Genomic DNA, 23544 nt, shown 5'->3' on the forward strand with positions numbered 1-23544 from the left:
TACCATCTGGTGTACCATCATCACAAACTTCTAAGGCTATTGGATCAGCGATGATAGGTAAAGGGTTTACTATTAAATCAAAATTACCCACATTAGAACAACCTGTTGCTGTATTTGTAATATTTACAAAAATGGTTTCTAGATTACTTGTATTACTATAAAGCGTAGGCAAAGGATTTAAACCATCAACGGCATCAGATAACGATTCGTGATAGCTCACTGTAACTCCTGTTTGTCCATCAATCGCTTCCGCATCTTTGGTTGAAAGATCAAACACTTCGGTTTCATCTCCAGATAAATTATCATCACAAAGTTGATAATCTGAAATTGTACCTACAGAAGGTAATGGATTTACAAATAATACTAATTCTACGGTTTCATAACAACCAGAAATATCATCAGTAACCCTAACGTGCAATGTTTGAGAACCTGCTGATATATTACTATAAGGACTGGTTTTAGGATTGACACCATCAATAGCTTCGGTAGGCGTTTCATGATAGGTCACTGTCATTCCTGTTTGTGTCCCTAAAATTTCAGCATCTTTTGTAGTTAAATCGAATATTGAAAAACCATCGTTATCATCATCACAAATTTCATATTGAGTCGGAGTTAATGGCACTGGTAGTTCATTTACTATTAATTCTAATGAGGTTGTATTATAACAATCTGCACTGAGATTCGATTGCACCCTTACATATATGGTTTGGTTATCAACCATCACATTTGTATATGAAATAGGTAGAGGATTAATTCCATCAATAGCATCTGTCGAAGAAAAATGATAAGACACGGATACCGTTCCAGGATCTAAAACATCGATAACTTCTAAATTCGCATCTGTTAAGGTAAACGTTGCGAAACCATCAGCATTATCATCACAAATTTCTAAAGGTGTTAGAGCTGTATTAATATTCAAATTTGTAAACTCCAAATTAAAGGATGTTGTATCATAACATTCTTGAGATAATTCTGCCATACGAACATAGATTGTTTGCGGATTTGAATCATTTGTGTATGGACTTGTCAATGGATTAACATTATCAATTGCATCTTGTTCCGAGTAGTGATAACTAATTACAAAATCTGCTGAGTTTTGAGTTCCTAGAATTTCAGAATCATTATCTGTAAGCATAAATTCACCAACTCCATCTGTACTACAAACGATCATATTTGGTGGTGTATTTGGGTCTGGAATAGGTTTAAATTCAACTACTACAGAATCATTTGCTTGACAAATTCCAGAAAAGATAACATCTACAGCATAAATTCCAGACTCTGTTACATTTAAAGTAGACCCTGTTTCTCCTGTAATTACAATTCCATCTTTATACCAAACATGAGTTGCCGTTGGTGTTTGAGTATCTAAAAGAATTACAGCTCCATCACATTCTGCAGTACCTGCAGCGATTGTAATATCATCACCTAAATCACCTCCTAAATCAAAACTTCCTGCTTTTAAAAATACCCCAGAATCTAGAGACGTATCAGAAGCATCAGCAACTACTAATTTTATATGATACGTATCACCAGGAATAACAGCAGATTGAGCTGTAAATACAGCTGTACGACCATCAAAGCTCATTGGAGCTTGAGGAGGTGTAGCGTTATCATATGGCACTGTCATATCTGGCCATTGTGTATAACCACCAAAATATTGTTCATTAATAGCATTGCAACCTGAATTATCTGGATGGATATTTGTTACTAAAATAGGAGTTGTAGTTGCAGGTAATACTGCTAAATTAGTAACATTACCAGCAGCATCGGTTAATAAAAAAGCAAAGGCATCAGAGTAGGTACATTCAAAAGACCCTCCACTATAACCATTATATTCTTCCGAAGCCATTAAAAAATCAAAGCTGATACTATCTGCTAATGGCACAAAATCAAATTCTATGATAGAAGCATTATTTGACCCAATACCGACAGCAGTATCTAATTCTGTGTCACCTGGCCAATTCGAACCACCTTCACTTAATGCATTATCATTAGGTCCTCTTGCATTAGCTGCGTTACCAGAAGTTAATAACAGCCCATCAGTAAATGGAAATAACGTGCCATCATTTATAAAATAACCAATACCATTATCGTCACCAAAATCGGTTCCTGTTGAAGATGAAATATTACTAATTTGAGCGCAATCACTATTGACAAGTACATCCTCAACTAATTCTTCTATTGTATAGGTTGTTTGATCAACAACAATATTTTCACCAACTATAAATACAGATATCGTTGTAGTCTCAGTACATCCTATAGGATTGTCATCTGTAACTATTAAAGTGACTGTATAAGTTCCTGGAGCCGTATATGTATTTGATACTGTTGTACCAGTATCTGTATTAGAGTCTCCAAAATTCCACTCGTAAGTTGCACCTGTTCCATCTGTAGAAAAGTTTGCGCTACCATTGAATGTAATGACTTCACCAACATTTGCTTGAACAGAACCCGAAGAGTTCATTTCAGGTATTGTACTATCTATTGAGGGAGTAATGGTTTGACAAGGTACTGCACAAATTATATCAGCCTCCCAACCTGTTGTGGTTCCTGAGTCATTTGAAACAAATTCTATTGTAATACAGCCGCTTGTGTTAGTATCTGATGCAACTATTGTACCTGGATTATTGGCGCCATTGTACGAACCTATGATAGGAGCTGACGTATCATCACCATCATAAATTGTTAAGACATCTACATTAAGTTGTGTGCTAAAAGACAAGAAATCTAGGATTATAAATTCTCCTGCATTTGAAGCACAAATTGTAGTCACAAAATTTTCATCACTACCATAGGCTCCTCCTGCACCACCAGAATCATAAAATTTATCTGGAGCACACCTATTAAAACTTCCATTTTGCATATTTAAATCTTGTGCAAAGGAAAAACAAGAACATAAGACAAGTAGTAAGTAAAGCTTTTTCATAGTATTTGAAAATAGTTTTAAACCTATTATTTAACTTACAATCATCATATTAAATTGAATAGATGAAATCTATATCTTAAAATAAAATTACTTTAAAAAGCAAATGCAATCAAGTTATAGGTAGAGGTTTTCATAATAAGAGCGAAATTTAATAAAAATTAAAGGAAACACAATTGTTAAATCGTTATAATATAAACAGTTTAACAGTTTAATTTCCTAGCACTCTTCAAAAATTAACTCTTGCCAGTGATTTTTATTTTATTCTTAGCGCTAATTTTAAAAAGTTATGATAATCTTAAAATGGTGTTAATTGCGTTTTTTGTTGCTTATTTTTGCAGAAACAAATTCAATGAATACGTATTCAATCTCAATAAAAGAAACCACAAATCCTTCAATTGTAAAATTTGAAGCCAATCAATTTATTACTCAACACGAGAGTTTTGAATTTAATAATATTGATGAGGCTAGCTCATCGCCTTTAGCTCAACAATTATTTTATCTTCCATTTGTTAAAAAAGTATATATCTCAAGTAATTTTATTGCGATAGAACGTTTTAATATTGTTGAATGGGCAGATGTTCAAAATGAAGTTGCAGAGCAGATTGAGACCTATTTAAACTCTGGAGCTTTGATCGTTAAAGTTTCCGAAGAAAAAAAGAAAACACCTGTAACTATTTATGCCGAAAGTACACCAAACCCATCGGTACTAAAATTTGTTGCCAATAAAAAATTGGTAACAACTACACATGAATTTACATCAATTGATGATACTAAATTTGCACCATTAGCAGCAGAGCTTTTTCATTTTCCTTTTGTAAAAAGCATCTTTATTGATGAAAACTTCGTGTCTATAACTAAGTTTGATATTGCTGAATGGAATGAGATCACTATGGAACTTAGGGAGTTTTTGAGAAGCTATATTGAAAATGGCAAAACCATTATAGATCCAAATGCGCCTGAAACGAAATCAAAACAGAGTGACCAATTAGATCTTGATTATGAATCTAAAGATGACACATCTAAAGAAATCATAAATATTTTGGAAGAATATGTAAAACCAGCTGTTGCTAGTGATGGTGGAAACATAGAATTTCAATCATATGATCCAAAAGAAAAAAAAGTAAGTGTAATTCTACAAGGTGCTTGTAGTGGTTGTCCATCGTCTACTTTTACATTAAAAAATGGCATCGAAAACATGCTTAAAGAAATGATGAAAGGCAAGGTTGAAACCGTTGAAGCTATCAATGGATAATGACACCTCAACTACATCATTTTTATTAAAAACAACATCTAATGGCTGTATTAAAAGTAATAGAAGTATTATCTAATTCAGAAACAAGTTGGGAAGACGCAACTAGAAAAGCGGTAAAGCATGCTTCTAAAAGTGTTAAAAACATAAAATCTATTTATAAGAACAAAACGCCATTATAAAAGAAGATGATGTAACTGAATTTAGAGTTCATTTAAAACTAACGTTTGAAGTAAAATAAAATATAGCTATATCTTTTCTTTGAGTAATTACTTTAGAAAAGGCATAACTTTTGATATTAATTTAAAAAACAATTAAAAAAAATTATGAAAAAATCAACATTATTATCACTATCACTAAGCCTCATTATGACTTTTGGTTTCAACATTGCTAACGCTCAAGATGATGCAGGATCTAATCAAGCCTTAATGGATGGTAGTGGGTCTTTTATTACGACGCTTAATCAAAAAAGCCAAAAGGCAATTGGGTCACCTTACCTCTATGAAAATTTTACCATAGCAAAAATTTCTGCTACACCAACAGAAGTATATAATATTAGATATAACGCCTACACTGATGAAGTTGAGGTAAAAGTAAGTGACGATAAAGTTCAAAACTTTAATAAAAGCATTAGTAATGTAGTAATTACATTTATTGCAGATGATTTGAAATTAACACCTTTAAACTATATTAACTCCAATGATGGTGTGCAAAGAGGATATTTTGTACCATTAACAGAGAACAATGAAAAGGTTAAGCTTTTTTCAAAAAAACAAGTAGTCTTTTATAAAGCAAAGCCTGCTGTAACAGGTTATGACAAGGATAAGCCTGCTGAATTTAAAAACGTTAGTGATTCGTACTTTATAAGTATACAAGATGCTTATGCTCGTGAGTTACCAAAAAAGAAAAAAGATTTAGCAAAATTATTTCCTAAACATTCAAAAGAAGTGCTAAGTTTTATTAAAAAGAATAGAATTAAGACGTCTCGTGAAGAAGATTTAATACAATTAACAAATTACGTTAACACGCTATAAACAGACAGTATCGTACTCAAAACCCGAACGTTTTCATACAGCGTTCGGGTTTTTTTATTAATATTATACTCAAATTAAAAACTATATTATGGATTTACAAAAATGGATAGACAAAGGTATTGACATCATTGTTGATTTAGGACCTAAAGTATTAGCAGCTCTTGCTATATGGATTATTGGTGCGTGGGTTATAAAAACGCTAATCAAAGGCACGAGAAAGGCAATGAAGCAAAGAGCATTTGATCCTAGTTTAGAAAAATTTCTTTTAAATTTAGTTGGTTGGGTACTAAAAATCGTTCTTATTATAGTGATTTTAGGCACTCTAGGTATTGAGACTACGTCATTTGCAGCAGTAATTGCAGCGGCTGGTTTAGCTATTGGATTAGCATTACAAGGCTCTCTAGGCAATTTTGCAGGAGGTGTATTACTTATGATTTTTAAACCAATTAAAATTGGTGATTTAATTGAAGCTCAAGGTGAAGTTGGTGTTGTAAAAGAAATAGAAATTTTTACGACCAAACTTATTGGACTCTCAAACAGAGAGATCATTATACCAAATGCAGCACTTTCAAATGGAAATATAATAAATTTTTCTACGGAAGGTACGCGTAGAGTAGACTTAGTATTTGGTGTTGGTTACGATAGTGACATTAAACAAACTAAAGATGTTTTTAAGAGTGTTGTAGATGCACATCCATTAATATTGAAAGATCCTGCTCCAACTATAGCAGTGTCTGAACTTGCTGACAGCTCAATAAATTTTGTTGTGAGACCTTGGTGTAATACTGCAGATTATTGGACTGTATTTTTTGATATTACTGAACAAACTAAAGAAGCATTAGATGCAGCTGGCATAGAAATACCTTACCCACATACTGTTGAAATTAAAAAAGAAGGCTAAGATTTAGGCTTCGGTTTTAAAGCTATAAAATCTTTTAAATAAAAAGGTTCAAAATAGGCGACATCTTCGGTGTCGCCTATTTTATATTTAGAATACGCCAAAGCGCTCATCTCATTAGCAGATGGCAATTTATGATCTATAAAGACCGCGTTCTCATGTGTAATAATAGCTTTTGTTTTTTCAGTTCCATTTCCGACGAAAAACACTTTACCATTGTTTAACTCTTGCTCAAAGGATGTGGCTTCTAAAATTTGTGCTTCAATGTTACGCAGTAAATTAAAGCTATGATCATAGATGGCAGAGTACACTTCCATGCGTCGTGCATCTAACATTGGTACAATTACACCGTCTTGAGTTTTGACTTGATGCGCCAAAGCATGCAAGGTTGATATCGATATTAAGGGTTTATTTAAGGCATAACACAAGCCTTTTGCAGCAGACACTCCAATACGCAAACCTGTGTAAGAACCTGGACCTTTACTTACTGCAATGGCGTCAATTTGAGTCTTGTTTATTTGAGCAGTTTTTAAAACGTCATCAATAAATGTATGTAAGGACTCAGCGTGAGAATAATTAGCATTGTTATCTTCTTTTAAAACCAAAGTCTCTCCTTGTTTTGAAAGAGAGACTGAGCAGTTTGTTGTAGATGTTTCTATACTTAATATTATAGACATTACTGTGTGTATTAAAATTTAGTGCTATTCGTCAGTAGATTCGGTCGTTTTATTTGCACTCCCTTTTTGGGATATTTTATCGCCTGGTTTAAGAATTTTTGAAACCATATTGTAAGGTCCTGTAATAATTTCAACACCTTCACTTAAACCAGATACAATTTCTATATTGGTATCGTCCTGAATTCCTGTTGTTACTTTTTCTAATTTGGCTACACCATTATCGTTTACAAAGACACATTCAAATTTTTCTTCATCTTCGGCTTTAATTTCTTCGGAAACGGATACTTTACTTCCCGCTTCTTTCTTTTTCATTTCAGATTCGGTTTTAATCACAATAGAACTAATAGGAACCGCAATAGAGTTATCTCTTTTACTTGTAATAATATCTACAGTTGCTGTCATACCAGGTCTAAATGGCGAATAAGATTCTGGTTTCCCTTCTATTAAATCGGCATAAGATTCTTCAACAATTCTAACTTTCACTCTAAAATTAGTCACTTGATCTGCTGTTAACGTACTAGCCGCTGAGTTTGCTATTTCAGTAACAACGCCTTTAAACTCCTTTTTTAAATAGGCATCAACTTCAACGATGGTAGAATCACCAATTTGAACTTTTACGATATCATTCTCATTGACGTCAACTTCTACTTCCATATTGTTTAGGTTGGCAACTCTCAAAATTTCTGTACCAGCCATTTGTTGCGTTCCCACAACACGCTCACCTAATTCAACATTAAGCAAAGAAATAGTGCCACTCATTGGCGCATAGATTGTTGTTCTTCCTAAATTATCTTTTGCTTCATTTACAGTAGCTGCTGCACTTTGTACGCTATAATAGGCAGAGCTTCGTGATGCTGTAGCGGTTTCATAAGCTGCAATAGCTCTATCCCAATCTGCTTTAGAAATCACACCTCTTTCAAAAAGAGATTTATTTCTATTATAGTTTGATTTTGCTTCTTTAAGTGATGCGTCTGCTTGTTCTAATCCAGCTTTTACATTTTGGTAAGATGCTTGAGATCTATTCACTGCAGATTGTATTAAATCTGGATTAACTCGAACTAAGAGGTCACCTTTTTTAACTTGCTGACCTTCTTTAAAAGGAAGATCTAAAATCTCACCAGAAACTTCACTAGATATTTTAACTTCAACTTCTGGCTGTATTTTACCTGTTGCAGAAACCGTTTCGATAATATCTAATAGAGCTACTTTTTTAAACTCTACTTCTTTAGAATTTCCTTTTTCACCGAACATTCCCATTGATTTTCCTGCGATTAGTGCAATTAGCAGTAATACAACAATGCCGAGAATAATTTTAGTACTTTTAGTCATGGTTTTTAAAACTTTAATTCTGTAGCTGGGATTCCGAAGTATAATTCGAGAACCTTTAACTTAAATATATAATCGTATTTAGCACGATTAACTTCAATTTTTGCATTATCAAATCTTAATTTAGATTGGCTAAAATCGAACGCATTTGTTAATCCAACATCATAACGCTCTTTTGCATAATCATAAGCCAATTCTTGAGATTCTAACGCTGTATTAGCTGCTTCAAAAGATTTTAAAGCGCCTTTAGCATCTACATATGCTTGATACACGGTAGATTCTAAATCTAATTCTGCTTGTTCTAATTGAAATTCAGATAATTGTAAATTTATTTTACTTCTCTTAATACTAGCTTTAGTAGAAAATCCATTAAAAATAGGGATATTTAAATTAAGACCGTATCCAATACCGTCATTTAAAGATAATTGATCTATAAATGGATCTGCTCCTGTTTCTCTTAGAATTGTGTTTGGAAATTCTCCAACAACAGATTGACCTGTGGCTTCTACGACTCCAATTTGTGAAATTGTAACTGGATTATCTGGATCTATTTCTGAAATGAAAGATGAGTTATTGGTATATCTCGTATTATAACCAAAAAACGCTGTGAGTGTAGGCAAGTTTGCTCCTTTAGCTATTTGCACATCCTTTTTGGCTAATTCCACATTTTGCTCAGCTATTTTAATTTCAGAACGAGACTCTTTAGCTTTTGCAAGTATCTCTGAAATATCTTTATCTGCAATACCTCCATCTACAACATCATAACCTTCATCTTGAATATCAAAATTTTCATAATCTTTAATAAGAAGTAATTGAGCCAAGCTAATAAGTGAAATTTGAACTGCATTTTCTGCATTAACAATGCCTTGTTTTTCAGTAGCATCTGTCGCTTGAATTTCAAGTAAATCTCCTCTTGGCAAAGACCCAGCTTCTACCAATTGTTTTGTTCTATCTATTTGCTCTTGAGTGACTCCATTTTGAGATTGTAAAACTTCTAAATTAGCTTTATTTAAAATAATTTGAAGGTAACCATTAGCAACAAACAGCGAAATATCATCTTTCATTTTATCTAAGCGATACTGGCTTGCGAGTTTTGAGATTTCTGCTCTCTGTAATGTTCTTACATTTCTAAGACCATCAAATAAGGTATAACCTACATTAATGTTTCCGCTGGCAGACAAAAATGTTTCTGTTTGCGCATTATTTGTTACCGGATTAAAGTTAAGACCTGTACTTTCTGAAACACCTGCACCTACATTTAAACTCGGTAAAAAATTACCAACTGCTGTTAATTTATCTATATCGGCAGTTGCGAGATCTAATTCGCTTTGTTTTACTGAAATATTATTTTCCAAAGCATACTCAACACATTCAATAAGTGTCCATTTTTTATCTTGAGCTTGCGAGCTTATTGTTATTAAAACAATTAATATACTGACTATTTTTTTCATAATTAATCTATAAGTATCTATAATTCTTAAAGTGTTACACTTAATATTAAACTTTTTATTGAGCGTAATCTGGCATTCCTTGTATTTGGTTCCAAACTTTAATTTTATCGTCTTTATTTATTCCACTTTTTACTTCTACATAAATACCATCACTTATACCGAGTTCTACTTCTCTTCTTTCAAATTGTTGATCTCCAGTTTCAATTTCAACATAAGGCTTTTTAGTCTCATCATCATATTGAACAAGGGCTTCTTTGATGGCTAAAACCTTTTCTGCTTTTTCTAATATAATGGATGCGTTTGCACTTAATCCAGCTCTAATAAAAGTAGAATCTATATTTTTAAGCGATCCTTTTATTTCAAATTGAATGGCTCCATTCTCAGCGACTCCTTTTGGTGCAATATAATCTAACACAGCATCAAATGTTTTGTTTTCTATAGCTCCTACTGTGATCTCTAATGGTAAATCTTCTTTGATTTTACCAACTTCACTTTCGTCTACTTTTCCTTCAAAAATCATTTGTTTTACATCTGCTAACGATGCAATAGACGTACCTTCATTAAAATTATTTGCTTCAATAACTTGGTTACCTGCTTTTACTGGAACATCTAAAACCATCCCAGAAACGGTTGCTCTTACTTGTGTTTGTGCAATATTGCCTAATCCGCTAGTGGTACCAGTTTTTATAATATCATAATTTTGACTTGCCGAATTCACATTTATTCTCGCTTGTTCAACAGCTTGTTTTGTTTGTAAATACGTGTTCTTTACGCCTTCAAAATCGTTTGCCGAAATCACTCCTTTTTCAAACAATTCTTTTTGCCTATCATAGTTAGACTGTTGTGTTTGTAAATTGATTTTAGCCGTTTGAAAAGCAGTTTGATTAGATGCAATATTATTTTTTGCACTTGTTAATGATGACACATTAGGAATGACTCTAATTTGTGCAATTAAATCACCTTGTTTCACATATTCACCAGCTTCAATAAATACTTCTTCTATAACACCAGAAATATTTGGCTTAATTAATATTTCTTCCTTCGGAACAATACTACCTGTTGCCACCGTTTTAACTACAATGGTTTGCTCTGATGGGCTCTCTGAAGTGTATTTTATCGGATCTTCTTGATTTTTTTGCCACAAATAATATAATGCGCCACCAAACACGACAACGATTAATATTAATATGATTATAGTTCTAGTTCTTTTCATTAGATGTTGTTGATTATATAATTTATTTTGATTTGATTTATTCTATTCTTAATGCATCTACAGGTTTCATCTTTGTGGCACTGTTAGCTGGAATTAAGCCTGCTAAAACACCAGAGACTACCAATATAATTAAAGCGACAAACACGACTTGCATGCCCACGCTAGGATTTGCAAAATTTTCAACTGGTCCTCCACTCATATCTAAAAGATAATTTAAAAACCAAATTAGTAAGGCTCCAAAGGAGATACCAACCATACCTGATAAAATCGTAAGAATTAAACTTTCTTGTAAAATTTGTGATTTAATCATCCAAGGAGAAGCGCCCAAGGCTCGTCTTACTCCAATTTCCTTTGTACGCTCTTTAACAACGATGAGCATAATATTACTAATCCCAATAATACCAGACATAAGAACCAATGCTCCAACAAAATAGCCCACAATAGTTAAAATTGAGAATAAACCGTTTACACGTTCAAATTGTTCAGAAAGATCAAAATGTCCAATAGCACGATCATCATCAGGATGAATTTTATGTCTTGATTTCATTACATCAAAAACTTGTTGTTTCAGGGAGGTTATACTTGTACCGTCTTCCGCAGTAATAGCCATCCAACCTACACTATCGCCTCTATTAAATGCTTGACCAAATGTGGTAAATGGGATATAAATTGTACTCGCATCTTGTTCACCATCACCTTGACTGTTACTCATTTTAAAAGTTCCAACAACTAAAAAATTAACACCATTAATTTTAATATATGTCCCTAAAATCTCTTCTCCTTTATCATAAAGTCCACGTTCAACACCTGTGCCAATGACGCAAATTTTACGTTTAGACTCAATATCTGAATAACTAATAAAACGACCTTGAAGAATATCCATTGGTTGTTGTTTTATATATTCTGGATAATCACCATAAATTTCAAAAGCACCTGTTTTAGTACCTCTAACAACATTATTTGCGCCATTGTAACCGCCCAACTGATTTCTTGGAGATACATATTTAATATTTGGCACTGTAGATTTTATGGCTTCAACATCATCTATTTTGTAATTAAAATAACGTCCTTTAGGTAAGCCTTTATAAGGCTTTGATGTTCCTTGCGTCCACATAAACATGGAGTTTGTAGCAAAATCACCAAAATCTGCAGTTACACCATTTTTAAGTCCATTGGTTAAAGCCAATAGCACCACCAAAATAAAAATGCCCCACGCCACACCAAATGCTGTCAAAAAAGTTCTAAACTTATTTGCATTTAAGGCTTCTAATATTTCGTCCCAACGGTCTCTACTAAACATATTATTCGTCTCTTAGTGCTACAATAGGTTTAATTTTTGCTGCACGATATGCAGGTATAAATCCTGCTAATGCTCCAGCAAATACTAATAAAAACACTGTAGTTATTGCTATATTAAAATCAACTTGAGGGTATTTAATAAAATCACTTTCTATTTGTGGACCAACCAATTCTAGAAGGCCTAAACCAAAAATCAACCCAAACAATCCTGAAAACATGGTTACAAACACTGCTTCTTGTATAATCATACCAACAATAGACATTGGTAAAGCTCCTAAAGCTTTTCTTATGCCTATTTCTTTAGTTCGTTCTTTAACAATAATAAGCATGATATTTCCAACACCAACAATACCTGCTATTATAGTACCTATACCAACAAACCAAAAAACAGATTGAATCATACCAATTAAGGAGTAGATTTTCTTTGCTTCTTCTAACGTATTAAACACACGAACAGCACTTGTATCATCTGGAGACACCGTATGCATTTGTTTTAATTCGGTTTCAACAGCATTAGCCATATTTTGAGATAAAGCAACAGCGTCATCAAAATTATCAGACATTTTCACTGTAAATAACATATTTCTAATGTTATCACCTGCATTAAATACTTTTTGAGATGTTGTTAATGGTATATAGGCTTGTTGTTCTTCTCGTTCTCCACCTGGATCTATAAACACACCAATAACTTTAAAATTCATTCCAAAAATGGAAATATTTTTATCTATTGGATCTTCATCTTTAAACAAATCCTGTTTTAGTTTACGACCAATAACAGCAACTTTTCTATTCTCATTTAAATCAGATTGATTGACAAATCGACCAGATTCTATTTCGGCATTTTCAATAAATTGATGATCTGGCATTGCACCTCGTACTCGATAATTTCCTGTTTCATTTTTATAAGCTACTTCTGCTCCCCAAATAGCATATAAAGCGGTTTCATACTCAATATTATCTTCATATTTTTTAGAAATCATTTCAAAGTTATCATTCTTCATTTGAATATAACGCCCTGGATTTAAACCCTTATAACCTTTCGTAGTTACACCAGTCCACACAGTAATTAAATTAGTAGCATCTTGCTCAAACTGAGACTTAACACCATTCTCAATACCTTTGCTAAAACCTAATAGTACAACCAATATAAAAATCCCAGAAGCTACAGAAAGCCCTGTTAAAAACGTTCGCAATTTATTTTTGCTCAACGTCTCAAATATTTCTTGCCAACGTTCTAAATTAAACATGTAATGATGCTCTTACTTGTTGTACTGGACTATCATCTATTATTAATCCATCTTTAAGATTAACAATTCGTTTTGTCATTTGTGCAATATCTGGTTCGTGAGTTACGACCAAAATTGTTTTACCATCATCATTAATTCCTTGAATAAGCTCCATAACTTCATAAGACGTTTTGGTATCTAATGCACCTGTAGGTTCATCTGCTAGAAGCACTTTAGGATCACTAGCTAAAGCTCTGGCAATTGCAACACGCTGTTTTTGACCACCAGATAATTCACTTGGTAAATGGTGAGACCAATCTGCCAAACCCACTTTCTCTAGATAGTGCATGGCTTTTTCTGTACGCTCTTTACGTTTTACACCTTTATAGTATAAAGGCATAGATACGTTATCTAGAGCACTTTTGTAATTAATAAGGTTAAAGGATTGAAAAATAAAGCCTAAAAATTGATTTCTATATTTAGCTGCAATTTTTTCGTTTAAGTTTTTGATTGGTACATTATCAAGTATATATTGACCTTCATCTGCCTCATCTAACATACCCAAAATATTTAGTAAAGTTGATTTACCAGATCCCGATGATCCCATAATAGAGACTAATTCTCCCTGTTTTACGTCAAAATTGATACCTTTTAATACATGAAGCGAGTTGCTTCCCATATGGTAAGACTTGTGTAAATCCTTGATTTGAATCATAATGTGATTGGTTAATTCTCACAAACTTAATTAAATCACAATCTGGATTATGCTAAGTATTTGTTAAGAATTAGATTTTGATTGATATTTATAAGACGTCTAAATATCAAGAATGTTACAGTAGCTTAGAAAATTAGTCTAATTCTTTTTTTCTACGGAAGAATTTCCAATAAATCATAAAACCAATTCCTGCAACCAACATATAAGGAATCGCCATTAAATACATTATACCATCGTTTACACCTTCTGCTGTAGCTTGACCTTCTTCACTTTCTAAAACAGCTCTACACATGGCACATTGCGCATTTCCTTTTATAAAAAAGGCAAGAGAAAATACAAAAATGACGAGTTTATGCTTCATAGTTTAAATATAATATGGCGCAATCATAATATATACAATAACACCAGTAACAGCAACATATAACCATAAGGGAAATGTGATCTTAGCAATCCTTTTATGTCGCTCAAAATTATTAGTAATAGCTCTCACATAGGTAATCAATACAAACGGAATGATTACAATAGATAATAATATATGTGTAAATAATATAAAATAATAAACGTATTTGATTACTCCTTCACCTCCAAATTTTGTAGAGTCACTCGTCATATGATAAGCAACATACATCACTAAAAATGATACCGACAACCAAATAGCTGTTTTCATTAAACGTTCGTGATCAATTCTATTTTTCTTCTTTATTGCAATTACTGCCAAAATTAGCACCAATGCAGTAAGACCATTAATGGCAGCATATATTGGAGGCAAAAACGTTAAAGGCTCTACTTCAATACCAAAATCTTGCAATTTTACTCTTGATAAAATGGCCACAACAACTGGAATCACAACGGCCAAAAGCACAATCCATTTATTGTATTTTTTTTCTTCGGAAGGATTTTCTATAGAACTCATTACTTTAATCTTCTTTTAATAGTTTAGCAATATCTGCTTTAAGCATACTTATTTCTTCTGTTTCACCATCATCATCAACTTTTTCTTCTTCGGAAATAACACCTTTATAGAAAATTTTAGGGTTACCAAAATTATCTTGTCTAGATCGCATAAAGCCGTTTTTATCAATAAGCGCGAAATTTCCTGAATGCTCAAATCCATCCTCTACTTCTGGATTTTCTCCTGCATAGATATTAAAACCAATATTTGCTAATTCATAAATTGCCTCTTGATCTCCTGTCATAAAATGCCAATTTGGATTGGTCACCTTGTGATTTTCGGCATATTTATATAACACTTCTTGAGTATCATATTCTGGATTTATGGTAAATGAAGCAACTCCGAAATCTTTAGAATCTAAAAACGTATTTTGAATTTCTACAAGGTTTCTATTCATTCTTGGACAAATGGAACCGCAGGTTGTAAAGAAAAATTCTACCAAATACACTTTACCTTCATAATCTTTGTTAGTAATCACATTTCCGTGGTGATCAACAAAAGAAAAAGGCGGCACTTTTTTAGGCGCTCCATTAATTTCTAAAAACATTAAATCTGCTACAAAACCTTCGGCATTTGACGATACTTTTTCTGACCTGCTCTCAGATCTTATTACATCTCCACCTTTTATTCTATCTACAATTTTAGGAATAAAAATAATTCCGAAAACTAAAAGAACAAGTGCAATTCCTACGAAAGAATAGTTTGTTTTTTTTGTGCTCATAATAGTATATCTAAATCAACAATTTTTGTTGTGTTTGATTAATTGGTTTCTTTTATATCTCCTGCTCTTCGTGATGCCGAATCAAATTCACCTTTACGTTTTTGACGATATTCAGTAAATAGAATTCTTAAATCATCACTCATTTTATTTTTAATTTCGGCAACCTCAATACAATCGTATGAATAAAGTGGGTATGCGACGTGTTGTTGTTCTTTCTCTTGATCTGTTCTATCATCTAATCGTCCACGTTGTTTTAAATCTTGATCAATAATAAACACATGATCAGAAAATAAATTTTGGTCAAGCGACTCTTCTATTTTAAGGCTTTCAAAAACTTTTTTAATATCGTTAGGTTGTCCAAAAACATAATGCCAAAAACGCATATCGTCATAATTATTTATTTCATCTTGTAGCTGGTCTGCTTTGGCTTCTGTTCCTTTTGGCAATACAATTACAATTTGAAATTTTTTAAAGCCTTTAAACTTATCGTAAACTAGTTCTTTTAGGTTTGAAGCTGCTATCACTTGGTTTTCTGGCTCATTTCCGAAGAACGCAATAATCGTGATATAATCTTTTAGGCGAATGTCTGTTTCAGAATTTGAAGTAAACAATTCGAGATCTGCTACCTGTTGTTTTTTTACAATATTTAAGGGTTCGTAATTGTGTGTAGATGGATATAACATCAACAAAAAAGCCACAGGCAAAAAGAATAAAATGACTAGTACGAGGTAACGTTTAATTTTGCGTATTTCCATAGTGCAAAAATAAAAAAAGACGGTTTAAAAAACCGTCTTTTCGTATACTTTATGATATTGAATATATGTTAAAAATCTTTCTTAACATATCCATTAGAATACACACTTTCTATATAACCACCTTCTTGTAATAAGATGAAAATTAAATAGCAAATCAAGAATATTGATGTCCAAACGACCATACGTCTCAATGCTTTTGTTTCATCTCTCATGTGCATAAAATCCCATGTAATATAATATGCTTTCACAATAGTAAGTATGATAAACACCCAGTTTAGAAGTTTCATTCCTAAAAATTTAGCCATAAATGATTCTGGCTTGTAAATTCCTAATATAACTTCAACTGCTGTTATTAATGCTAAGAAAATAAGTACTCCCCAAATTTTTTGGGTATTAGATTTAAACTTAACTAAACCTCTAAATATTTCTAATTTATGTTCGTGTGCCATTTTAAAATTTTATTCTTAATTAAACTAGGTAGAAGAATGTAAATACGAATACCCATACTAAATCGACAAAGTGCCAATATAATCCAACTTTCTCTACCATCTCATAGCTACCTCTTCTCTCGTAAGTTCCAAGAATAACATTAAAGAAAATGATGATATTTATTATAACTCCCGATAGTACGTGAAAACCGTGAAAACCTGTAATAAAGAAAAAGAAATCTGCAAATAGTGATGTCCCATACTCGTTAACCTTAAGGTTAGCACCTTGAACAACCAAAACACCCTCATCCTTTAACTTAGCTAAAGACGCTTCTCTAGAAAGCACTGTTTTATGACCTTCTTCATTAATAATTTGAGTTCTTACTAATACATTAGGATTAGCCACTAAGCCATTATATACTTCGTCAACCGTGTATGCAGGTAAAGTACCTTCATCTACAAACCAAAGTCCATTTTTACGTTCATGCGCTACACGTTCTCCATGAGCATCTAAAGCTATATCATTAATAGCTACTCTATGCCCTGTATTATCAACTAACTGAAGAATATTACCTCCTTTAGTTTGTACAGCACCATAATCACCTTTAATAAATGTTCCCCATTCCCAAGCTTGTGAGCCAACGAAAATTAAACCACCAATAATGGTTAAGAACATATACCAAGTCACTTTGGTTTTATTCATGTGATGACCAGCATCAACGGCTAATACCATTGTTACAGATGACATAATTAAGACGAATGTCATAAAAGCCACATAAATCATTGGATAGTTCCCGTGAAAAAACGGAACGTGAGTAAAAACCTCATCTGCTATTGGCCAAGAACCAATATATTTGAATCGTGAAAATCCGTAAGCTGCTAAAAATCCAGAAAATGTTAAAGCATCTGATACGATAAAAAACCACATCATCATTTTACCATAACTTGCTTTAAGAGGTTCGTTTCCTCCACCCCAAGTTTTGCCTTCTGCACCAGTATTCGCTACTGTAGTATCCATATAGAGCATTTAGTTGTTAAAAGTTGCACAAAAATAATCATTTTATCTATCTAAAAAAACATCCGATTCTAAAAATTCAAAACATCGGTCTGTACTAGACTAAATCATGAGTTTTAGACTATAAAAATGATTTAAAAATTAAACGAAATATGATAAAAATAAAAACAAGAATATCCACAGTATATCTACAAAATGCCAAAAGGTAGCAGAAAGCTCCATACCTAGCATTTTGGTTGCTGTATATTTTTGTTTAAAATGATTATAAATTACGACCAATATTGAGATTAATCCTACTGCAACGTGTAAAATGTGAGCGAATGCAATCACATAAATAAAACTCATTGTCACATTAGAGGTTTCTCCAGTAAAATAATAACCTGAATCAATAATTTGTTTAAAACCTTCAAATTGACACATGATGAATGCTACTCCCAATCCAAAAGTGGTTAACAACAGTATTGTTGCCAAACTCCTATTACTATTTTTTATTGCTTTTTTTGCTAGAATAAATGTAATACTACTCACTACAATTAGTAGACAACTAATTAAAAATGCTTGAGGCAATACAAAATCATGCATCCAATCTTCACGCTTTCTACTTACTAAAACCGCACTGGTTAAACCTGCAAAAGACATAATTAAAGAACCAATACCAAACATGAGCATCATGCGTTTTGATCTGTCTTTTTTCTCTTCTAAAGTTCCTTGTGTTAAATCCATTTTATCTTATAAATTTATCTGCAACGTAAACAATCTGTATCAATGATATATATATTACACTAGCAAGCATCAATTGCTTAGCCGCTTTTGCAGTTCTCTTTTTAAATAATTCAAAGGCATAGTATAACATTACTAATCCTAATAATAATACAACTATTGCTGCCACTATAGATAATTTTAAATCTCCAGTAATACCAAATACAGGAACGATAGAAACAAGAATCATCCATATTGTATACATAATTGTTTGCACAGCTGTACCTTTATCTCGTTTTCTAGTTGGTAACATATAGAAACCTCCTTTTTCATAATCTTCAAACAAAAACCAACCTATAGCCCAAAAGTGTGGAAATTGCCAAAAAAACTGTAAAGCAAATAAGGTTCCTGGCTCAATACCAAAATCATTTCTTGCTGCCACCCAACCTAACATAAACGGGATCGCACCAGGAATTGCACCAACAAAAACAGATAAAGGTGTTTTTGTTTTTAAAGGCGTATACACACAAGTATATATAAATATTGAAATGGCACCATACATTGCTGTACGCTCATTAATGATATATAATACGGTAAGCCCTAAAATAGTAAAGATTGTTGCAATAATAAATGCCGATTGAACGCTCATTCGTCCAGCAGGAATTGGACGATTTTTAGTACGATCCATCAATACATCCAAATCTTTTTCTATAATTTGATTAAATGCATTAGAGGCACCTACCATAAAATAACCACCAAACGCTAGTAAAACCAATGTGTTTACATCAACCTCTATAGCGCCAAGTAAATAACCAGCAAGTGCCGAAAACACGACGCTTAAAGACAGTCTCATTTTAGTAATTTCCTTAAAATCGGAAATTAAAGACACTTGATTTACAGATGATTTTACAGTACTCAATTTGAGAGATTTTATTGCGTTTGCAAAGATACTTTTAAAAAAGGTTTTGGACAATTCAAAACAGAATTAATTAAGCCCATTGTAAGTTTAGTTATCTTTATCAGACTCTAGTTAAAAACCGATATTCATGAAATATGTGTCTACATTTACTCTTATTCTTTTTTTTCTCTTCGGAAATTATGCCAATGCACAACGATTTGATAAGGTAGAAATAGAAACCATAAAAGTTTCAGATCATGTGTATATGCTTTTAGGCGCTGGCGGAAATATAGGTATATCTATTGGTGACGATGGCATTTTTATAATTGATGATCAATTTGCACCACTTACTAAAAAAATTCACACAGCCATAAAAGCTTTAAGCGAAAAAGACATCAAATTTTTAGTCAATACACATCATCATGGTGATCACACAGGTGGTAATGAAAACATGCAAAAACTAGGCGCTACCATTATTGCTCATGACAATGTGAGGCAACGTTTAGAAACAACACCTAAACGCGATGGCTCTTCGGAAGCTAAAGCAGCCTTGCCAATTATCACTTTTAATGATGAAATGAGCTTACATATTAATGGAGAGAAAATTGGTGTGTTTCATGTAGAGCATGCACATACCGATGGTGACGCTCTGCTTTATTTTACAGAGAGTAATGTATTACATACAGGAGATACTTATTTTAAAGATCGCTACCCTTATATCGATCTAAGTTCTGGAGGCAGTGTTAATGGCTATATTAATGCTGTAAAACTCGGACTTCAACTTATTGACGACAACACCAAAATTATTCCAGGACATGGCAGTTTATCTAACAAAGAAGATTATCTAAGTTTCTTAAAAATGCTTGAAGATTTAAAATCTAAAATTTCCGAAGCTATAAAAGCAGGTAAAACTGAAAATGACGTTGCAATGGATCAAACTCTTACCAAAACCTATGACGATTTACAGTATGGCACTGGGTTTATTAACTCTGAGAAGATTAGACGTACTTTTTATTTGAGCTTAACACAATAAGTGTTTATTTATAACTTACTCACAAACAATACCATAAAACCAAATCATTGTAACAGAAGGAACTTTACCATAACAACAATTTCCTTTACAGTGCTTTATATAGCTTTTACACTTTTGCAAACAAGCTATTAATGATAAGCTGTATTATGAGCTAAAGTTTCACCGCAAGTACCACAAGCAACTGCAGATCCTGCACCTCCTGCATGACCCTTAGCACAGGTATAATGCCAAACACCAGCAGCATTTTGAGCTGGCTCAGGAGTCGTGGTTGCAGCACTAGTTTGAGGTGTTGCAAAAGGGGATGAATTTGTAGTCGTATTTGCATTAGCATGATAAGCTGTGTTGTGTGCTAAAATATTACCACAAGTGGCACACTTATTAGCTAATCCAGCTCCTCCTGGGCATCCTAATCTACACGTGTAATGCCAAACACCACTCGCATTTTGAGCAGGTTCTTTAAGAGGCGGAGTTGCCTTGGTAGCTTCTGTAGTTGTTTCTAAATCCTCCTTAGCGGTTACAGTCTCTTGCTTTTGTGTTTTTTTATCTTCATTACAGCTATAAAAACAAAGTAATGAACTAACTATTAGTATTGGAAGAATTTTAAAATATTTCATGTGTTTGTATGTATTAATTTTTAATGATCACATGTTGCTTGCAATTAATCATTCTTTTAAATGATCGTTTTTTTAACATGCTCGTTACATAATTGGGTTAATTTTCAAAATGTAAACTTACATTAATTTTTGTACATCGATATATTTATAGCACGATCTATTTCACAATTAACATTTCTTAAAAATCATTATACCAATTAAACAAATCTGTTCTTACACCTACCGTAAACCAAGCTGTACTTGTATTTAAAGCAGCAGCTGTATCTGCCTCTGGGTTATAATTTCTAAACGTAATATTGGTAAACAATCTCAAATTAGTTGCAGGATTAACGATGTAACCACCACCTAAATCTGCTTGAAAAACGGTTGTTGTATTTCCTTGTCCAACGGTAATCCCTGTATTTGCATTACGATCAACTTCGGATCTAAAAATATTACTTCCGTAGTTAAAATCATCTGTACCATCATTAAAATCAAAACCACGTTTACCAAAGATAAACTTAGCGTCTCCAAACCAACGCTTATAATTGTAACGACCTATTAAAATGGCTTCGCTAAAGTTTGCTCCCCAAAGATGCGCCATTGGTTGATTGTTGTGCGCATAATTTAAAACGATAGAATTATGTGAGTATGTGTAAGGTCGCACTCTATTATATTCAAATTGCAACAATAGATTATCTACTTTAAAGGCATCAAAATATTTGACTCCTATTTGATATCCAAACTTATTTCTCCAACTCTTGTTTCCTGCTGTAACATCATTAATTGCAAATTCATCTAGAATAAATTGCGAATAGATATTCACTTTATTATTCCATTTATACTTTGCCGAAGCTCCTAAGATAGCATTACCAGCATCTTGACCTGTAGAAAACTCAATGGCTCTATAAAATATTACTGGATTTAAATAATTTATATCAAATCCTCTATCATTATCATTTGACCAGAGTACAGATTCAAATAAACCAATGTTTAATCGCTTGGTAACATTCCAACTCAAATAATGATTTGCCATATATTTGGTTAAAAACGCTCCATCTTCGGTCACCTCTGGCCTTACATCTTTTAACCACATCCAAGTATTGGTATATTTTATTTTCCAAAATTTGGTGTTCAATTTTAAAAACGGATAAGGACTCGTAGCATCACCTTGAAATAAGGATCGATATCCTTCACCTATAAAATTTTTACCGTGGCCAAATTGAACATTAATAAATTTAGCTGGCGAATACGACAAATAAGCTTCTGCCACCGGATAATCAAAACCACCATCTTTAAACAGTTTAGATAGTCCTCTTCCTGGTATGATTGGCTCATTACCTTCGGCACTGATGCCTACTGCGTATTCATTAAAATATTGAGCAAAACGTCCTTGACTCTCATAAATTGAAGTTGTAAAATTGAATTTTTTACCCAAACCACCTTGAATAAAAATACCTCTCGTATTATTATATGTAGAACTAAAATCGGCTTCGGTATCTTTACCAACTTGCAAATCAAAGATAGGATCTACTGTGAACCAATAGTCTTTTCCTTGAATTTCTACTAAATGTTCGTTCCATAATTTTCGTTTCCACCACGTATCGCTACCTTTAACCAAAGCTTGCTTTTCGGCTTTAAAATCATAGTAAGCCGAGACTTCATTATAGGTAAATGGTTTTGCTGCAGTATGACTATTTGTTCCTAAACCATTCATTTCTTGATCAAATCTAGAATAATAGTTATGTGTAAAAGGAATATTTAACTGGCTGCTATATTCCAATTTTTCATATTTAACAATACTATCTGCTACGTTATTATACTCATCACTTACGTCTGCATTTAAATTGGTTGCAGCATTAAGGTGAATGGTTTTAGCTTTTGCTTGTTGTGTTTGAATTTCCGAAGGATTAATTAAAGGTATTTTTATACCTAAAGAATATTGATAAAATGTGGGTTTACCGTTGTACGTTCCTGGAGATACTTTTGGTAAAGCCTCAAAAACTCGCTCTGTTTCTTCTTTTAGCTCATCATAAACAGCGTCTATGTAAATGATAGTAATGTTACCTAGTTTATCGACTTCAAAAAGCACTTTGACTTCACCATTGTAACTATCATCATTGACTATTTCTGGAACCTTAAACTCTTTATAGATAAAGGCATTGATATTATTATTAAAACAGACTTTTAATTGGTTGATAGGTTGAGATTCACACTCAGGGAATACTGGAGATTTTTCAAAATTTGAAACCTCTTGTGCTGTTATGAATCCAAAAGCGAATAAAAACACAAGTAAGAAACGATTCTTCATATAGCATGTACAACATTAGTTGCTCGAAAGATACTGTTTTTTTCAAAAATTAGGTAATTCGATTTTTTATAAAAAAAGCGACCTAAAACTAAAATTAGTTATAGATCGCTATAGGTGTATTTCAC

At 32.8% G+C, this 23544-nt stretch carries 22 protein-coding genes and 1 pseudogene; 5 read left to right on the forward strand and 18 right to left on the reverse strand.

Translation table 11 applies throughout. The features are described from left to right. Window positions 1–2926 (reverse strand): choice-of-anchor L domain-containing protein (locus TD29_RS04335; protein ID WP_152611462.1); only part of this gene is annotated, 2926 nt, incomplete at its 3' end. Between the two features lie 349 nt (window positions 2927–3275). Here TD29_RS04335 and TD29_RS04340 point away from each other — a divergent pair. The 4 genes and pseudogenes from TD29_RS04340 to TD29_RS04355 all read left to right on the forward strand — a co-directional run bounded on the left by TD29_RS04340 (window position 3276) and on the right by TD29_RS04355 (window position 6110). Further along, window positions 3276–4178, forward strand: coding sequence for a NifU family protein (locus TD29_RS04340; RefSeq protein WP_040279169.1), 903 nt, complete (start codon window positions 3276–3278; stop codon window positions 4176–4178). A gap of 41 nt (window positions 4179–4219) precedes the next feature. Beyond that, a pseudogene (locus TD29_RS04345) lies at window positions 4220–4416 on the forward strand (dodecin family protein). An 85-nt stretch (window positions 4417–4501) separates the two neighbouring features. Next, on the forward strand, window positions 4502–5209 hold the full coding sequence (locus TD29_RS04350) for a hypothetical protein (protein ID WP_040279170.1): 708 nt from the start codon (window positions 4502–4504) through the stop codon (window positions 5207–5209). A gap of 88 nt (window positions 5210–5297) precedes the next feature. Beyond that, on the forward strand, window positions 5298–6110 hold the full coding sequence (locus TD29_RS04355; protein WP_040279172.1) for a mechanosensitive ion channel family protein: 813 nt from the start codon (window positions 5298–5300) through the stop codon (window positions 6108–6110). Here the strand turns inward: TD29_RS04355 and tsaB are convergent. The 15 genes from tsaB to cyoE all read right to left on the reverse strand — a co-directional run bounded on the left by tsaB (window position 6107) and on the right by cyoE (window position 19503). Beyond that, a complete protein-coding gene (gene tsaB / locus TD29_RS04360; protein WP_040279173.1) occupies window positions 6107–6784 on the reverse strand; it encodes a tRNA (adenosine(37)-N6)-threonylcarbamoyltransferase complex dimerization subunit type 1 TsaB in 678 nt (225 codons plus the stop codon). The genes TD29_RS04355 and tsaB overlap by 4 nt on opposite strands. A 24-nt stretch (window positions 6785–6808) precedes the next feature. Then, the gene (locus TD29_RS04365) at window positions 6809–8113 is read right to left on the reverse strand and encodes an efflux RND transporter periplasmic adaptor subunit (protein ID WP_040279175.1); all 1305 of its coding nucleotides are present in this window, start codon (window positions 8111–8113) and stop codon (window positions 6809–6811) included. Between the two features lie 5 nt (window positions 8114–8118). After that, the gene (locus tag TD29_RS04370; protein WP_040279176.1) at window positions 8119–9561 is read right to left on the reverse strand and encodes a TolC family protein; all 1443 of its coding nucleotides are present in this window, start codon (window positions 9559–9561) and stop codon (window positions 8119–8121) included. 55 nt (window positions 9562–9616) lie between these two features. Continuing rightward, a complete protein-coding gene (locus tag TD29_RS04375) occupies window positions 9617–10774 on the reverse strand; it encodes an efflux RND transporter periplasmic adaptor subunit (RefSeq protein ID WP_040279177.1) in 1158 nt (385 codons plus the stop codon). Between the two features lie 37 nt (window positions 10775–10811). Next, window positions 10812–12074: an ABC transporter permease gene (locus TD29_RS04380; protein ID WP_040279178.1), complete on the reverse strand. Its 1263-nt coding sequence runs from the start codon at window positions 12072–12074 to the stop codon at window positions 10812–10814. Between the two features lies 1 nt (window position 12075). Further along, complete coding sequence (locus tag TD29_RS04385; protein ID WP_040279180.1) at window positions 12076–13320, reverse strand: ABC transporter permease; 1245 nt, start codon at window positions 13318–13320, stop codon at window positions 12076–12078. Further along, the gene (locus TD29_RS04390) at window positions 13313–14014 is read right to left on the reverse strand and encodes an ABC transporter ATP-binding protein (RefSeq protein ID WP_040279181.1); all 702 of its coding nucleotides are present in this window, start codon (window positions 14012–14014) and stop codon (window positions 13313–13315) included. Before TD29_RS04390 ends, TD29_RS04385 begins: the two co-directional genes overlap by 8 nt. Before the next feature lie 133 nt (window positions 14015–14147). Beyond that, window positions 14148–14375 (reverse strand): hypothetical protein, encoded by a 228-nt coding sequence (locus tag TD29_RS04395; RefSeq protein WP_040279183.1) that lies wholly within the window; start codon window positions 14373–14375, stop codon window positions 14148–14150. Window positions 14376–14378: 3 nt separating this feature from the next. Then, window positions 14379–14927 carry a DUF420 domain-containing protein gene (locus TD29_RS04400; RefSeq protein ID WP_040279184.1) on the reverse strand — a complete coding sequence of 183 codons (549 nt, stop codon included), beginning with the start codon at window positions 14925–14927 and terminating at the stop codon, window positions 14379–14381. A 4-nt stretch (window positions 14928–14931) separates the two neighbouring features. Then, window positions 14932–15687, reverse strand: a complete 756-nt coding sequence (locus TD29_RS04405) for an SCO family protein (RefSeq protein WP_040279185.1) — start codon at window positions 15685–15687, stop codon at window positions 14932–14934. A 38-nt stretch (window positions 15688–15725) separates the two neighbouring features. Continuing rightward, window positions 15726–16442 (reverse strand): hypothetical protein, encoded by a 717-nt coding sequence (locus TD29_RS04410; RefSeq protein WP_040279187.1) that lies wholly within the window; start codon window positions 16440–16442, stop codon window positions 15726–15728. Between the two features lie 68 nt (window positions 16443–16510). Next, entirely contained in the window at window positions 16511–16891 is a 381-nt protein-coding gene (locus TD29_RS04415) for a cytochrome C oxidase subunit IV family protein (RefSeq protein ID WP_040279189.1), read from the reverse strand. Between the two features lie 19 nt (window positions 16892–16910). Further along, on the reverse strand, window positions 16911–17888 hold the full coding sequence (locus TD29_RS04420; RefSeq protein ID WP_040279191.1) for a cytochrome c oxidase subunit 3: 978 nt from the start codon (window positions 17886–17888) through the stop codon (window positions 16911–16913). Between the two features lie 138 nt (window positions 17889–18026). Continuing rightward, the gene (locus TD29_RS04425) at window positions 18027–18608 is read right to left on the reverse strand and encodes a cytochrome c oxidase subunit 3 (protein WP_040279192.1); all 582 of its coding nucleotides are present in this window, start codon (window positions 18606–18608) and stop codon (window positions 18027–18029) included. A gap of 1 nt (window position 18609) precedes the next feature. Next, window positions 18610–19503 carry a heme o synthase gene (gene cyoE, locus TD29_RS04430; RefSeq protein WP_040279402.1) on the reverse strand — a complete coding sequence of 298 codons (894 nt, stop codon included), beginning with the start codon at window positions 19501–19503 and terminating at the stop codon, window positions 18610–18612. A 127-nt stretch (window positions 19504–19630) separates the two neighbouring features. Between cyoE and TD29_RS04435 the strand changes: the two genes are divergently transcribed. Next, complete coding sequence (locus TD29_RS04435; protein ID WP_040279194.1) at window positions 19631–20515, forward strand: MBL fold metallo-hydrolase; 885 nt, start codon at window positions 19631–19633, stop codon at window positions 20513–20515. A 128-nt stretch (window positions 20516–20643) separates the two neighbouring features. Here TD29_RS04435 and TD29_RS04440 read toward each other — a convergent pair whose 3' ends face one another. Together TD29_RS04440 and TD29_RS04445 are read right to left on the reverse strand one after the other, a co-directional pair. Then, a complete protein-coding gene (locus tag TD29_RS04440) occupies window positions 20644–21129 on the reverse strand; it encodes a hypothetical protein (RefSeq protein ID WP_040279195.1) in 486 nt (161 codons plus the stop codon). Between the two features lie 178 nt (window positions 21130–21307). Then, a complete protein-coding gene (locus TD29_RS04445) occupies window positions 21308–23419 on the reverse strand; it encodes a hypothetical protein (protein ID WP_040279197.1) in 2112 nt (703 codons plus the stop codon). Window positions 23420–23544 lie beyond the last annotated feature (125 nt).

Origin of the sequence: Psychroserpens damuponensis (assembly GCF_000826655.1) — a bacterium.
Lineage (GTDB): Bacteria > Bacteroidota > Bacteroidia > Flavobacteriales > Flavobacteriaceae > Psychroserpens > Psychroserpens damuponensis.

What these genes read in the sequence shown, in the direction of transcription:
- TD29_RS04340 (WP_040279169.1), top strand. Translation starts at nt 3,276, where the DNA reads ATGAATACGTATTCAATCTCAATAAAAGAAACCACAAATCCTTCAATT.
- TD29_RS04350 (WP_040279170.1), top strand. Translation starts at nt 4,502, where the DNA reads ATGAAAAAATCAACATTATTATCACTATCACTAAGCCTCATTATGACT.
- TD29_RS04355 (WP_040279172.1), top strand. Translation starts at nt 5,298, where the DNA reads ATGGATTTACAAAAATGGATAGACAAAGGTATTGACATCATTGTTGAT.
- tsaB (WP_040279173.1), bottom strand. Translation starts at nt 6,784, where the DNA reads ATGTCTATAATATTAAGTATAGAAACATCTACAACAAACTGCTCAGTC.
- TD29_RS04365 (WP_040279175.1), bottom strand. Translation starts at nt 8,113, where the DNA reads ATGACTAAAAGTACTAAAATTATTCTCGGCATTGTTGTATTACTGCTA.
- TD29_RS04370 (WP_040279176.1), bottom strand. Translation starts at nt 9,561, where the DNA reads ATGAAAAAAATAGTCAGTATATTAATTGTTTTAATAACAATAAGCTCG.
- TD29_RS04375 (WP_040279177.1), bottom strand. Translation starts at nt 10,774, where the DNA reads ATGAAAAGAACTAGAACTATAATCATATTAATATTAATCGTTGTCGTG.
- TD29_RS04380 (WP_040279178.1), bottom strand. Translation starts at nt 12,074, where the DNA reads ATGTTTAGTAGAGACCGTTGGGACGAAATATTAGAAGCCTTAAATGCA.
- TD29_RS04385 (WP_040279180.1), bottom strand. Translation starts at nt 13,320, where the DNA reads ATGTTTAATTTAGAACGTTGGCAAGAAATATTTGAGACGTTGAGCAAA.
- TD29_RS04390 (WP_040279181.1), bottom strand. Translation starts at nt 14,014, where the DNA reads ATGATTCAAATCAAGGATTTACACAAGTCTTACCATATGGGAAGCAAC.
- TD29_RS04395 (WP_040279183.1), bottom strand. Translation starts at nt 14,375, where the DNA reads ATGAAGCATAAACTCGTCATTTTTGTATTTTCTCTTGCCTTTTTTATA.
- TD29_RS04400 (WP_040279184.1), bottom strand. Translation starts at nt 14,927, where the DNA reads ATGAGTTCTATAGAAAATCCTTCCGAAGAAAAAAAATACAATAAATGG.
- TD29_RS04405 (WP_040279185.1), bottom strand. Translation starts at nt 15,687, where the DNA reads ATGAGCACAAAAAAAACAAACTATTCTTTCGTAGGAATTGCACTTGTT.
- TD29_RS04410 (WP_040279187.1), bottom strand. Translation starts at nt 16,442, where the DNA reads ATGGAAATACGCAAAATTAAACGTTACCTCGTACTAGTCATTTTATTC.
- TD29_RS04415 (WP_040279189.1), bottom strand. Translation starts at nt 16,891, where the DNA reads ATGGCACACGAACATAAATTAGAAATATTTAGAGGTTTAGTTAAGTTT.
- TD29_RS04420 (WP_040279191.1), bottom strand. Translation starts at nt 17,888, where the DNA reads ATGGATACTACAGTAGCGAATACTGGTGCAGAAGGCAAAACTTGGGGT.
- TD29_RS04425 (WP_040279192.1), bottom strand. Translation starts at nt 18,608, where the DNA reads ATGGATTTAACACAAGGAACTTTAGAAGAGAAAAAAGACAGATCAAAA.
- TD29_RS04435 (WP_040279194.1), top strand. Translation starts at nt 19,631, where the DNA reads ATGAAATATGTGTCTACATTTACTCTTATTCTTTTTTTTCTCTTCGGA.
- TD29_RS04440 (WP_040279195.1), bottom strand. Translation starts at nt 21,129, where the DNA reads ATGAAATATTTTAAAATTCTTCCAATACTAATAGTTAGTTCATTACTT.
- TD29_RS04445 (WP_040279197.1), bottom strand. Translation starts at nt 23,419, where the DNA reads ATGAAGAATCGTTTCTTACTTGTGTTTTTATTCGCTTTTGGATTCATA.